Annotated in this window: 5 protein-coding genes; all 5 read right to left on the bottom strand. The window is 51.4% G+C overall.

What is annotated here, in order from left to right; genetic code table 11:
* Positions 1 to 178 precede the first annotated feature (178 nt).
* The 5 genes from ACYQ2N_RS14355 to ACYQ2N_RS14335 all read right to left on the bottom strand — a co-directional run bounded on the left by ACYQ2N_RS14355 (position 179) and on the right by ACYQ2N_RS14335 (position 13,962).
* Entirely contained in the window at positions 179 to 8,590 is an 8,412-nt protein-coding gene (locus tag ACYQ2N_RS14355; RefSeq protein ID WP_459999930.1) for a cell wall-binding repeat-containing protein, read from the bottom strand.
* A 221-nt stretch (positions 8,591 to 8,811) separates the two neighbouring features.
* Positions 8,812 to 9,306 (bottom strand): hypothetical protein, encoded by a 495-nt coding sequence (locus ACYQ2N_RS14350; protein ID WP_459999929.1) that lies wholly within the window; start codon positions 9,304 to 9,306, stop codon positions 8,812 to 8,814.
* Positions 9,307 to 9,482: 176 nt separating this feature from the next.
* Positions 9,483 to 10,211: a helix-turn-helix transcriptional regulator gene (locus tag ACYQ2N_RS14345; RefSeq protein ID WP_460000550.1), complete on the bottom strand. Its 729-nt coding sequence runs from the start codon at positions 10,209 to 10,211 to the stop codon at positions 9,483 to 9,485.
* 297 nt (positions 10,212 to 10,508) lie between these two features.
* On the bottom strand, positions 10,509 to 13,148 hold the full coding sequence (gene ppdK, locus ACYQ2N_RS14340) for a pyruvate, phosphate dikinase (protein ID WP_459999928.1): 2,640 nt from the start codon (positions 13,146 to 13,148) through the stop codon (positions 10,509 to 10,511).
* Entirely contained in the window at positions 13,141 to 13,962 is an 822-nt protein-coding gene (locus tag ACYQ2N_RS14335; RefSeq protein ID WP_459999927.1) for a pyruvate, water dikinase regulatory protein, read from the bottom strand. The genes ppdK and ACYQ2N_RS14335 overlap by 8 nt, the downstream gene beginning before the upstream one ends.
* Positions 13,963 to 13,999 lie beyond the last annotated feature (37 nt).

Genomic DNA, 13,999 nt, shown 5'->3' with positions numbered 1-13,999 from the left:
CATTTCACAGAAGATTCCTGCCGAACAGTTAAAAAAATTGAATTAGAGGAGCCAACTGACTCCTCTAAATTTCGCACGTCTTCGAAATTTTCCCTTACCTATTCTTAACCGTGGCCTGGGCGGCTGCAATCAAAATAGACCAATCGCTGTTTTTTCACATTATGGAACACGTTTTGTCTTATTGATTTAACAACTGTTTGAGTTGCTGTTCGATGTCCTTACTGACCGCAGCTTCTCCGCCGAAAATTACCATTCCAGCCGGTTTTCCTGATTCAAGATAACTCACTGTCTGTACTGTCAGATTGCTGTCCGTCAGGATAATCGGTGCCTTCCGCTTAGCGGCATAGACGCTGCCGGCCAAGGCATCAGGATAGTTTTCGCCGGTGGCTATGCAGGCATTACGACTGTCTATGTTAAAGTATTGGGCAATCGCCAATGAAGTGGCATAGCGGTCAACGCCACCGATTCTTACAATATTCTCTGACGTTAAACCGGTAATGCGGGCAACCTGGTTTTCTATATTTGGGCTGATTGCTCCTTCCTGTCCAATGATATAGACTTTGTCCGGCTGAATGGCGGCGATATCTTGACTGATGCTCTCACTGAGCCCGTCTTTTTGGCTGAGCAAGATGGGCATCCCCATCTGGGCTGCAATACTGCTGACAGACAAAGCATCCGGGTAATTTTCCCCGCTGACCAACACTAACGGAGTTCCGGTCTTAACTCGCAATTGATCGGCTATTTTAGCGGAGGTTTCATACCGGTCCGCTCCGGCAAGCCGGGTGATTTTTTTGATTCCGTTGGTATTAAGTTCGTCCTCAAAGCTTTTGTCGATGACGCCGGTTCCGCCCAGGAGATATACCGTCCCTTCCGGCTGCAGATTTGATTTCAAATAATCCAGTACCTTCTCCTGATCCGCTTCCGTGCTTCCCACCAGGAGAATAGGCGCCTTAAGCTGATAAGCTAGAACACTGCCGGCTAAAGCATCGGGATAATTGTCGGCTGTCGCTAAAATAGCGTTAGGGATTTTACCTGGGTAGGTTGCCTGAGCAATTTTCAAAGCTGTCTCAATCCGGTCTGTCCCGGCCAGCCTTATGATTGGCTTATCAATGGCAACCGGGCTGTACTGCGCCGTTACTGTCAAATCGATTGTTACGTTATTAAACGTTTTATCCCAACCGGTAAATGTGTATCCCTTTCTGTTCGGATTGACCGGCGCTGTTGCCGCCGCTCCGTAATTCACTGTATCGGTCTTCAGTACCGAACCGTCCCAGTCTTTGAAGATTACTGTAATTTGAGCTGCCTGGGAGCTGCCGCCACCGCCACCGGATGAGTATGCACTGCTCGCCTGGGTATAGGCTACAAAGCTCGTGAAGTGCTTCGTCCAGATAACCATGTCGCTGCCTACATCAATCCTGGCCTCTCCTCCGTTAGGGATTTCGGCATCGGCGACGTTCTGGCTGTCGGCGCTCAGTATTCGTGTTATCTTTGTAAAGCTGCCGTTACGGGTGTAGCCGGCATCCTTTCCGGCCATGCCGGGGATGAGCAGCCTTACAGCCTTGTTGAAGGTCAGAGGTATATCTCCGTAACCCACTTCTATGACGGTATTGACTGTGGCTGTCTTTCCGGCATCCGCACTGACGGATACGGTGTTGTTCGCTTTGACGGTGGGTACGTTGATGGTCCCGTCCCAGTTGCTGGAGGCCGGAGCGCTGATAGTAACCTCGGCCGGCATATCAACCTTGACCGGGCTTGAGCTGAGCGCTGTCACTGCCTCTATGTTCATAGCAGGCAGCGGCTGGGTTGTTACAACACCGGCTACCGGGGAGTTCACCATCTGGGATACGCTTATGGTGGCATCGGTTACCGCTGCAGGTATGTTTACCGTGATGGCGGCCGATGTCGTTGAGGCTGTAGCCGGTATCTCCAGGTTTTTGTTGGAGCCGTTAGTGCTTACTGTGACTGTTGGCGTATTAATCACAACCGGTGGTACATATGCAGCCTCGTGGACAAGCACGTTGGCGCTTACTTTTCTTCCCGCAGCTTGCGCTGATCCGTAAAGGATACCCGAGGTCATATCACCGGGAACGTTAAATCTTCCGCTGAAGTTTCCGTTTGCGTCGGAGGTTAAGCTTTGAGTGTATATTTCTGTTCCATCCGCTTTTACCACTTGCACGGTGATGGCTGAGGAAGTCGTTGTTTTGCCGGAGAATCCGATGGTGTCCCCTGCCACCCCATTATCCGGGCTCATGGTCAGGGAAAGGGGATTCTGGCTGTACTGCGCCGTTACTGTCAGGTCGGAGGTCACATTACTGAAGCTGATATTCCAGCCGGTGAAGAAATATCCCGTCCTGCCCGGATTGCTTGGCGCTGAAGCTGCTGCTTTATCATTGACCGTCTGGACCTTCAGCACTGTGCCGTCCCAGTCTTGGAAGGTTACGGTATGGGTGGCCGGCGCTGCATTGATCGTCACGGTATATGTGGCCGTCTTGCCGCCCACGTTTACCGTCAATGTCTGGCCGGCTGCCGGGGCGCTGCTGTCAAAGCCTGTGACGTTGGCTGTTGTGATGCTCTCGGTTTTTGTTGAGCTGTCACTGTAGGTTCCGGTTACGACCATGCCGCTGATGTCCAGAGCATCTCCAATGTAATAGCTTAATTTGCTCGCCGGGGTGGTAATCGCTATGCTGCTCAGGGTGGTCGGCGCTGTGTAATTGTAGGCATTGCTTGCTGTGCTGACTGCACTGTTGCTGTAGTTGGTTCCATCTCCTACGGCCGTTACGGTGAAGGTGTAGCTCCCGCTTCCTGCCGCTTCGATCGCGGATGTGAAATCATAGGTCAGCGCACTTGGCGTGGTCACCGTAACCGTGCTTCCGAGGTCACTTCCGTCTTTTATCAACTGCACGCTGTAGCTGCTGGCGTTATTGACCGCACTCCATTCAGCCTTACCGGGTGTTGTGATATCCCAGCTCAGTCTCGATGGGGTTGCGAGTGGGACAGCCGGGGCCGGTATGACCGTCACTTGCAGGGTTCCGCTGACACCCGAGCCGTCATTGGCTGTCGCCTTGGCCGTCACCGTGCCGACTCCCGTCCCTGTCAAGAGACCGCTGGAGGAATCGATCGTGGCGTTACCGCTGCCAGGGGTCACCGACCAGGTTACACTGGAATTACTCGCATTGGCCGGTGAAACCGCCGCGCTCATCTGTAGGGTAAAGCCGTTTTGCACCGTGGTAACATTGCCTGCTCCCGTCAAGGTGATGCTGGTCACAGATACTGTCGCGGGCGTTGCTGTGTAATTGTAGTCACTGCTCACTGTGCTTACCGCACTGTCGCTGTAGTCAGTTCCGTCTCCTACGGCAGTCACCGTGAAAGTGTAGCTTCCGCTGCCAGCCGCTTCGATCGCGGATGTGAAATCATAGGACAACGCACTGGTTGTCGTCACCGACACGGCCCTTCCGAGGTTACTATCATCTTTTAGCAGCTGCACGCTGTAACTGCTGGCGTTGTCGACTGCACTCCATTCGGCTATTCCAGGCGTGGTACTGTTCCAACCGAGTCCAGTCGGGGCGGCGAGCTGAACGGCTGGTGCTGCATTGATCGTCACGGTATAAGTTGTCGTCTTACCGCCCACTGTTACCGTCAGTGTCTGGCTGGCCGCCGGGGCGCTGCTGTCAAAGCCTGTGACGTTGGCTGTTGTAATGCTCTCGGTCTTTGTTGAGTTGTCACTGTAGGTGCCGGTTATGACCATGCCGCTGATGTCCAGAGGATCACCGACGTTATAGCTTAATTTGGTCGCCTGGGTGGTGATCGCGATGCTGCTCAGAGTGACTGCAGGGATATTCTCCCAGATCGCATAAAGAGTCAAGTTACTTGCAGGCATGGTTACCGTTACTCCAGCTGCATAGCTTGTGCCTGTCCCGCCTGCATCAGTGTTCCACTCTTTGAACTGCTTGCCACTGGGCGCTGTGAAGCTGTTGGCTGCTGCGGCACTAAATGTGGCTCCTGCTGCCTTATCACTTTCGGTCGGCGCTGTCCCTGTTCCTCCGTTGCCGTTGTAGGTTACGGTGTAGGTTACCGGGTTCTGGCTGTACTGCGCCGTTACTGTCAGATCAGAGGTCACATTGCTAAAGTCAACATCCCACCCAGTAAAGGTATAGCCTGTCCTGGTTGGATTTCCTGGCGCAGTTGCTCCTGCTCCATAATTCACTGTTTCTGTTTTTAATACTGTTCCGTCCCAGTCCTTGAAGGTCACCGTATGGGTCTGAACCGTCCACTTCGCATAGAGGGTTATATCGCCTGTTACCGTGTCTGTGCTGAAATTCCACTCATTAGTGCAGTCTGCCTCCTTATACCAGCCTCCGAATGAGAAACCTGTCCGTGTCGGTGCTGCCGGCTCACTTATAGTCGAGACTGAGCTATTGCTTATGCTTGATACCGGGCCGCCGCCTTGTGAATCGAAGGTCACGGTATTGATTGTAGAAAGGTTATAGAGGCTGTTACTTCCAGGATCGTGCGTGACGCCGCTTAACGCGACTGTGCCAAGCAGGTTGCAGAGGCTTGAGCCAAGAGCGCTGCCAGAGTTGCCGCTGTTGAAACCTCCGCCTCCGCTGCCGCCAATGACGTTATTACCCGTAAACGAACTATTAGTGACTGTCAAAGAACCTTCTACTACAAACACTGCCCCGCCCTCACCATTGCCACCATTGCCGCCATAGTAGCCTGTGCCGCCTAAACCGCCAACTGCTTGGTTATCGGTAAACGAGCTGTTATTGACTGTCAGGGAACCATTATTTAGGCATACTGCACCGCCCCAGCCATTACCACCGTTTCCGCCGGTGCTCATTCCCCATCCGCCGGAGGTCCCGTAACCGCCGGTAGCGTTGTTGTTATTGAAAGTGACGTTATCGATATATACCGTGCCGCCATAAATATATAAGCCGCCGCCAACCCCGCCAAAGACATCATTGCTCCCGTCCGCCCTGCCATCTGCTATTGTGAGGCCTTTGATGGTCACCCTTGCGCCGCTTACCGCGAAAACGCGATACTGGCTATTCCCGCTGATGGTAACATTGGCGCCGCTACCGTCGATGGTCAGGTCTTGATTGATAACCGGAAGCAGGCTTTGCAGCGTGATGGTTCCCGTAAGCCCGCTCTGGAAAGTGATTGTTAATCCCGCTGGGGCGTTTTGCATGGCATAGCGGAGTGTACCGGGACCGCCGTCATCGCTTGTGGTATTCACAATCCGGGTGGCCGATTCAAAATTTACTACAGCAGTCCGGCTCACCGTAACGTTATCCGATATATCAAGGGCTGTATAGGTCACCGACTCGACCCTGGTATCGGTCACGCTGAAGGTCGCTGTCCCATTAGCATCGGTTACGCCATTGTTCTGTGGTGTTATTTTTGAATTGCCGGTTCCCTGGTTTAAGCTTACCGTCTTTCCGCTCACGGGATAACCGTAGGCATCCCTAAGTGTCACTGTGATGGTTGAGTAGGCAAGACCGTCCGCAATGACGCTCCCGGGATTAACAGTCATATCGGAATTTAAGGCGCTGACATCATGAGGTGTGAAAGTAACCGTGGCATTCTGAGTGATTGTCACGTTATCAGTTGTATCCCCAGCTGTATAGGTCACCGTCTCAGGCTTGGTATCGGTCACGGTGAAGGTCGCTGCCCCATTTGCATCGGTTCCGCCGTTGTTCTGTGGTGTTATTTTTGAATTGCCCGTTCCCTGGTTTAAGCTTACCGTCTTTCCGCTCACGGGATAACCGTAGGCATCCCTAAGTATTACTGTGATGGTTGAAGAGGCAAGACCGTCCGCAAAAACGCTCTGAGGATTAACCGTAACACCGGATTGAGCGGCATTGACAGCATGAGATGTGAAAGTAACCGTGGCAGTCTGGGTGATTGTCACGTTATCAGTAGTTACCTGGGCTGAATAGGTCACCGTTTCGGGCCTGTTATCTGTCACGGTGAAGGTTGCTGCCCCATTAGCATCGGTGAGGCCGTTGTTCTGTGGTATGATTATTGAATTGCCGGACCCCTCGTTTAAGATTACCGTCTTACCGCTTAATGGATTCCCGCCGGCATCTTCTAAAGTCACCGTAACTGTCGCAGAATCGATATCGTTAGCGGGAACAGTGGATGGGCTGGCTGAAACGGTAGACTTTCCTGCACTCGCAGGCCCAGGCGTGTAAGTCACTGTGGATTCCGTGGACGCTACATTCTGATACCCATTCCAAATTTGCAAAGGCTTCCCGCTGATGGTCACATTTGTCTCATCGGTAGCCGTGTATGCCACCGTCTCCGCCTTGGTGTCGGTTACAGTAAAGACGGCATTGCCGTCACTATCTGTGTAGGCATAAGAGGGCGATATGTTTGAATGCCCGCTCCCCTGGTTCAGGGTCACCCTGTCTCCCACCACCGGGATGTTGACTGTGTCGCGCAGGCTAACCTTGATGGTTGTGCTTGCGGTGCCGTCAGCCGCCACACTGAGCGAACTGGCTGTGATCTCAGAGTACATGGCGGAGGGCCCGCTTAAAGTCCTTATATCCCCCAGAGTACTGTCAGCGCCGGTCACATTCCTTACCGCAACATGGGCGCTGTTGGTTTTGTTTGCGATATCATCAGCAGAATGCTGTCCGTTGGAGCCGGATAATCCGGTCCAGTCAGTCTTTGGGCCCGGGAGGCCGCCGTAGGCACCGTTGTCGGCAAATGTACTGTTCACAATAACCACGGGAGCGCCATTGAAACCAAAGGATCCATTGTAAGGGCTGACGTAAATGGCCCCGCCTTCACCGTTTCCGCCGTTGCCGGGGTAACCGCCGAAAGGATATGCCGTACTGGTTTTAGCTTCAAAGTTGAAGGCACTGCCGGCCCTTGACAGGCCGAAGTCAACAAACCACGCCAAGCTCCCAGACTCAAAATCGCCCCTGTTTCCTGAAAGCAGCGTGCCGCCAATTGAGTAGATAAAAGAATCAAGGCTTTGACCATTACTCATACCCTGATAGCTTATTCCCCCTGCACCGCCCATGCCGCCTACAGCGCTGTTACCGGTAAATGAGCTGTTCAGTATCTGCACATACCCGTCAATCACGCATATCGCGCCGCCGTATGCATCCCCGCCATTACCACCGTTGCCTCCGTAATAATAGCCGCCGGTAACGCTGCCAGCGCCGCCGCTGCCACCGTTCCCGCCCTTGCTGCCGTTGGTGTTTTGATTGTTGCCGTTGGGTCCGGTACCAGTTGTGCCGTTCACATCTTGCCCGCCCTGGCCGCCAAAACTATAACCGCTTGATTCATTGTCACTGTTGATACCGGAACCGCCGCCTCCTCCGCCGTAATGCGTCCCATCGGATGCATCCGATCCAGGCCGGTCGGATGAAAGGTTAAAAATCCCAAAGTTTACGGCAGCAAATGGCGCAATGCCGCCCTGGCCGCCGGCCGAGTTATCGAGCAGGTCACTGGAGGCACCGATGCCGCCGTCGCCATAGTCATCGCTACCCGTATAGCCGGCGCCGCCATTCCCGCCGGGACCGCCCACAGCCTGGTTATACAAAAAATCGATGCCCTCGATGGTCACGGTACCACCCTTGACCAGCAGGCCTCCTCCCCCTTCTGCTGCCCCGCCGCCCCCTCCTCCGCCGCCAGCTATGCCGTTGTATCCATCAGAGCCCGAGTTTCCGCGTGCAAAACCGTTCTCAACAGTGATGCCGGAGATGGACACACTGCCCCCGTCCACTTCGAAGACGCGGGACTTGAAGTTGCCACTGATTGTGAGGCTTTCGGCTCCGGGGCCGTCAATCGTGAGATCCATGTTGATCTTCGGCAGCGGGCTTGATAGATAGATAGTGCCGGACCTGTTGTAGATGTCTACCATCAAGGGACCGGAGAAGTTGCCTCCGTTGGGAGTAATCACCGGCGCCATGAGCGGTCCGGTGCCGCCGATGGTGAAGGAGGCCGAAGCGACGTTGCTCGGGCCGGATGAGCCATACTGGGCGATGACCTTGATCGTTTCGGACTGGGACACGGTGATTGAGGTGAAGTCGCCCTGGTAGGAGGTGCGCGTACTGCTGGTTCCCGGGTCCGTCCCGTCGGTGGTGTAGTAGAGCTGGTCGGCACCGGAAGCAAATGTGTACACCGTCTGGGGACCGGTAAAGCTGCCTTCATAAGGGAAGATCATCGGCTCCCGCGGCGAATCAGCGCCGCCGATGTTAAAGGTGGCCGAAGTCACGGCACTCCAACCGGCTGACGTATGATTCACGGCTTTAATCGTTTCTGTCTGTGATACCGGGATTAAGCCGTCGTAAGCTTTACGTGTGCTGCTGGTTACCGGATCAGACCCATCGGTTGTATAGTAGCATTGTCCAATCACGCTGTCGGCGAAGTTAATTGTGTCCCCGGACTGGGCATGGGTCATGGCGTACCGCAGTGTAATGTCGGAAGCGCTGCCTGCTGTGTCGTTGGCATCGGTGACAGTCCAGGTAGCAGCCGCATACCCCGGCGACGGAAGAAATAGAATTAGACTCGCCGCAAGCAAAATGGCTGTCAGAACTCCTCCCATTATTTTGTAAATACGAATTGAGATGCTCATAATAATCCACCTCTTACAAATATTTTCAACCCTCGAAATTTAAAACGAAGTTTAATTCAGGTAGGGTTTTAAACCACATCTGAAGTCTTAGCTGTGTTATCCAGGGGCTTAGCGCTGCTTATCTCACATCTTAAAGAAGCGGAAGTATTATCAGCGGTTGTCATCTGATAAATCAAACAACACGCTTTGAAAAAAACCGACAAGGAACATAATAAACACCACTACTCAATAAATATCACAGCGCCTTGAGTGACTTGGCCTTCAACTTCAATCACAGGGAAAAAAATTGCACACTTACAGTTTATAAATGATCTTCTTTTATTCGAGCTTTCACTTATGAACATACCCAGCGGATCGGACAGGCCTGTTAAAGACGTTATTTCTCCCCTGAACACGTTTTCCACAGCATCAAGAATTCGAAAGTTGGCATCGGTGATCCGATTTAACATGTTGTGCTTGCTTTTTGTCAGTTCAGCAGGGTATAGCCCCGTTTCTTTAGAAAAAGCACTGTTTACAAGCACCAAATCCCCATTCTGCAAAAAAAACGCCATGGGGTGCGGGAAACCCTTGATGATTTGGCTGGATAAGCCTTGGTCCATAATAAGACTTCGAAATTTATGTACCAGATTGTCCTGTAATTTCTCTTTCTCCCGTAAGGCTTTAAGTGCTTCTACGAGTTCCTCAAGCGTTTGCTCCCCTGCCTTTTTTTCAATCACAACACACTCGCTCCTTCCGAGCATCCATGCAGTTCAATTTTAGGCGAATAATAAGAATCAAGATATTGAATTATTGCTCAATTTACGTTAGATATTGCTGTTTTGCAAAGAAAAAAAGCCTCCAAAACCATTTTTGGTTATTGGAAAACCTTTTTGTGGAATTCTTTATTTTTGTGTCAAATCGTCATTCGATATTGGGAAGGAGTCATACCCACTTTTTCTCTGAATATTTTTGCGAAGTTCCCATAATCTACACCGCAGACGGCAAAGGCTTGGGTTATGGATAGGTTTTTATCGCGCAGCCTTTCCTTTATCTTGCCAATCTTTACCTCCTGATAGTAGTCGAAGGGTGTCAACCCCATATGCTTTTTAAACAAACGCATATAGTGATACCTGCTCAGGTTAACAGCACTTGCTATTTTGTCTATGTCAAACTCTTCCTTCCAATGGTCTTCGATGTATTCTTTGCCTTTGATAATTTCTTCTTTATCTTTATAAGACCTGGAGGTAATAAAAACACTGACGACGTATTGCAATTGGTTGTTATCATTATAGATCGGGAAGCAAGTAATATTATGAAACAGGCTTTCAAAAACCATTTCTTTGTTGCCGCCGAACTTTTCGATAAGCTCTGGTACCGGTACTTTAACATCATCTATATGAACTATTTCTCCTTGATACGCCCGCAAAATAAATTCTTTTATCCCCCATCTTTCAAGATCGGATTCCTGCAATACATTATGTTTTCCATAAATCATCTCAGGTTCGGATATATTAACAAACTTCATAAACGCTTCATTGGCAAAGATCATCATTCCATCTGCCTCACAGATGAACATCGGATAGGGGAAATGCTTTATTATCTCCAAAAACAGCTCTTTGTTTTCAAATAAAGACTGCGTCATATAACCCACACCCCGCACCACCTTAAATATAAATACGCTATTGATACCGCTTGTTTACGCATATTGCGTTCTTCAGCTAGATTAGTTTTGGCTAACCTGGTCATTGTTTCCAATTAAATGTTATGTAAATTCGCTAAAATACGACGTTTTCCTGCATATATGAAAAATGGGGTGCTGGTACGCTAAATGCTCAAGATTTTAGCTGCCAACACCCTGTTTTTATACTTATGAAATTGACTCAAATACCTTATGGTATAATGCTTATCACGCTTTCCCTAATATTCGGGCGATTGGTCTTTAGACGTTTACCGCGGCCTGAGCCGCAGCCAGGCGGGCGATCGGCACCCTAAACGGCGAGCAGGAAACGTAATCTAAACCGATCAGGTGGCAGAACTCGATCGAAGAAGGCTCGCCCCCGTGTTCCCCGCAAATCCCGAGTTCAATGTCAGGATTCGCTTCACGGCCGAGTTGAACGCCCATCTTCATCAATTTGCCGACCCCTTCGCGGTCAAGCACGGCAAACGGGTTGTGCTCGAGAATGTTCTTGTCCAAATAGGCCGGGAGGAATTTCCCTTCCGCATCATCGCGCGAGAAGCCAAAAGTGGTCTGAGTCAAATCATTGGTGCCAAAGGAGAAGAAGTCCGCCACTTTCCCGATCTCGTCTGCCAGAAGGGCTGCCCGCGGCACTTCGATCATGGTTCCCACTTTATACGCAAAGCGCACGTTTTGCTTCTCCATGACCGCTTCCGCTGTCTCTTCCGTAAGCTTGCGCAGTAATTCAAGCTCTTTGGTATCGATTACAAGTGGGATCATGACTTCCGGATGAATCTCATATCCTTCCTTAACCAGACGGGCAGAGGCTTGGAAGATCGCCCTGGCCTGCATCGCGTAAATCTCCGGGAAAGTTACAGCCAGACGGCAGCCGCGGTGCCCGAGCATGGGATTAAGCTCTGTGAGCGAGCGCACCTTGCGCAGCAACACCTCTTTTTCACCTAACTCCTGAGGATTTTCCCCTGTAAGCTTAAGCTTGGTAATTTCTACTACCAATTCTTCCACATGCGGCAGGAACTCATGAAGCGGTGGGTCAAGCAGGCGGATAACTACCGGCAGTCCGTGCATCACCTTAAGGATGCCGTAAAAGTCGCCTTCCTGCATGGGCAGCAGCTTGGCTAAAGCCGCTTCCCGCTCATCCAGGCTTTGCGCCAGGATCATTTCCTGCACGATCGGAATCCGGGCAGGGTCCATGAACATGTGCTCGGTCCGGCACAGTCCGATTCCCTGAGCGCCGAAGTCGCGGGCGTTTTGGGCATCCTGAGGAGTATCGGCATTGGCTTGGACTTTAAGAACACGGATTTCATCGGCCCACACTAAAAGTTCCTTAAACTCGCTGCTCAGTTCAGGGTCAATCATGGGCACAGAACCTTTAATGACGCGGCCGGTCGCTCCATCAATAGAGAAAACTGTGCCTTCGGGATAGATTACATCCTCAATCGTCACCGTGTGATTGGCATAGTCAATTTTTAAGGCTTCACAACCACACACAGCAGGCTTACCCATATGACGGGCCACCACCGCTGCGTGGCTGGTCATGCCGCCCCGGCTGGTTAAAATCCCTTGCGCAGCCAAGATTCCATGAATATCATCCGGGGTGGTCTCTGTGCGTACCAAAATGACTTTTTCCCCGGCATTCCCCATCTTTTCCGCCTCATCAGCATCGAGCACAATCTTGCCTGAAGCTGCTCCAGGGGATGCAGGCAGGCCTTTAGCTAGAATATCCAACTTAGCCGTGCTATCCATGCGCCGGTGCAAGAGCTGGTCAAGCTGTCCCGGCTCAATGCGGCCGATCGCTTCTTCCTTCGTTATCAGGCCTTCCTTACACAATTCTACTGCGACCCTGATGGCAGCCGGAGCCGTGCGCTTGCCGTTGCGGGTCTGCAGGATATAGAGTTTTCCCCTCTCAATCGTGAATTCAATGTCCTGCATATCACGGTAGTGATATTCCAGATTGGTGGAAATCTCCACAAACTGATCATAAATAGCCTTGTTCTCTGCAGCCAGGCTGGCAATAGGCAGAGGAGTACGAATCCCGGCCACAACGTCCTCACCTTGGGCATTCATCAAGTATTCTCCGTAGAGAGCCTTCTCCCCGGTGGAAGGATTGCGGGTAAAGGCTACCCCTGTGCCGGAGTCATTGCCCATGTTGCCGAAAACCATGGATTGCACATTCACAGCTGTCCCAATGTTGTCCGGAATATTGTTGATTTTACGATAAATGATGGCCCGGTCATTATTCCAGGAGCGGAAAACAGCCCGGATCGCCTCTTCAAGCTGAACCTTGGGGTCAAGCGGAAAAGGTTTGCCGGTAGTGCGTTGAATGAGTTTCTTATATTCCTCGACCATCCATTTAAGGCTTTCCGGAGAGAGCTCAGAATCATATTTAACCCCTTGGTTATCTTTAGCTTTTTCCAGGATCACTTCGAAATGATGATGTCCTACCTCTAACACAACATCACCGAACATTTGGATAAAACGGCGGTAGCAGTCATAGGCAAAGCGTTCGTTGTGCGTGGCTTCAACCACGCCCTGGACAGTTTCGTCATTTAAGCCCAGGTTAAGTATCGTATCCATCATCCCGGGCATGGAAAACTTGGCTCCGGAACGCACGGAAACGAGCAAAGGATTCTGGCGATCCCCGAAGAGTTTGCCCGTAGCCCGTTCCACCTCAGCTAAGGATGGCTCGATTTGATCCCACATGCCCTCTGGGAACTGCTGAGCGTTTTCATAGTACTCATTGCAGGCCTCCGTAGTGATTGTAAAGCCCTGAGGCACCGGCAGGCCAATATTGGTCATCTCCGCCAGATTAGCCCCTTTCCCTCCCAAGAGGTCACGCATTGAAGCCTTGCCCTCCCGAAAAAGATAAACATATTTCCTAGACATGTCTCTCCCCCTTAAAAATTATTTCTAATACCAGGCTCGCAGTCTCTTCAACTGCTTTGCCGGTAGCATCAATAATAGGACAGCCGATTTTCTTCATGACCCCGCGGGCATACTCCAGTTCCTGCATGATCCTCTCCAAACTGGCATAGTCTGCTTTAGCACCGAGACCGAGGGTCTTTAGGCGTTCAGTCCGAATTTGGTTTAAGACATCAGGCCTGAGCGTAAGCCCGATGATCTTATGCGGAGAAACCTTGTACAGTTCCTCTGGCGGATTTACTTCCGGCACAAGAGGAATATTCACAGACTTGATCCCCTTATGGGCCAGATACATACTAAGCGGAGTCTTGGAAGTCCGGGAAATTCCGACCAACACTACATCAGCATAGAGCGCTCCCCGCGGGTCTTTGCCGTCATCATATTTAACTGCAAATTCTACCGCCTCCACTTTACGGAAGTACTGCTCGTCAAGGCGGTGCGTGATATTCGGAATATGGCTGGGGGCAAGGCCGGTCTGAGTGGAAAGAGCGCCGATCAACGGCCCCAAAATATCTATCGTCTGGAGCTTGTACTCTGCTGCTTTATGTTCAAGATAAGTGCGCAAATTCGTAAGCACGAGCGTATAAACAAGGATTGCCTGTTCCTGAGCCGCCTCTTCGATGATCTCATCCAGATGGGATTCATCCCGCACATACGGAACCCGTCGAATGCGCGTGCGCACTCCGTTAAACTGGGCGGCGGCAGCCCTGCTTACGAATTCAGCAGTCTCCCCCAAGGCATCGGAAATCACATAAATTACAGGTTTTTCGATTGACAAGTACACACCCCCTCCCTGCACGAGGTTAAATAATGTA

The organism is Paradesulfitobacterium aromaticivorans (assembly GCF_054657415.1).
This window is presented reverse-complemented; position numbering and strand designations above follow the sequence as displayed.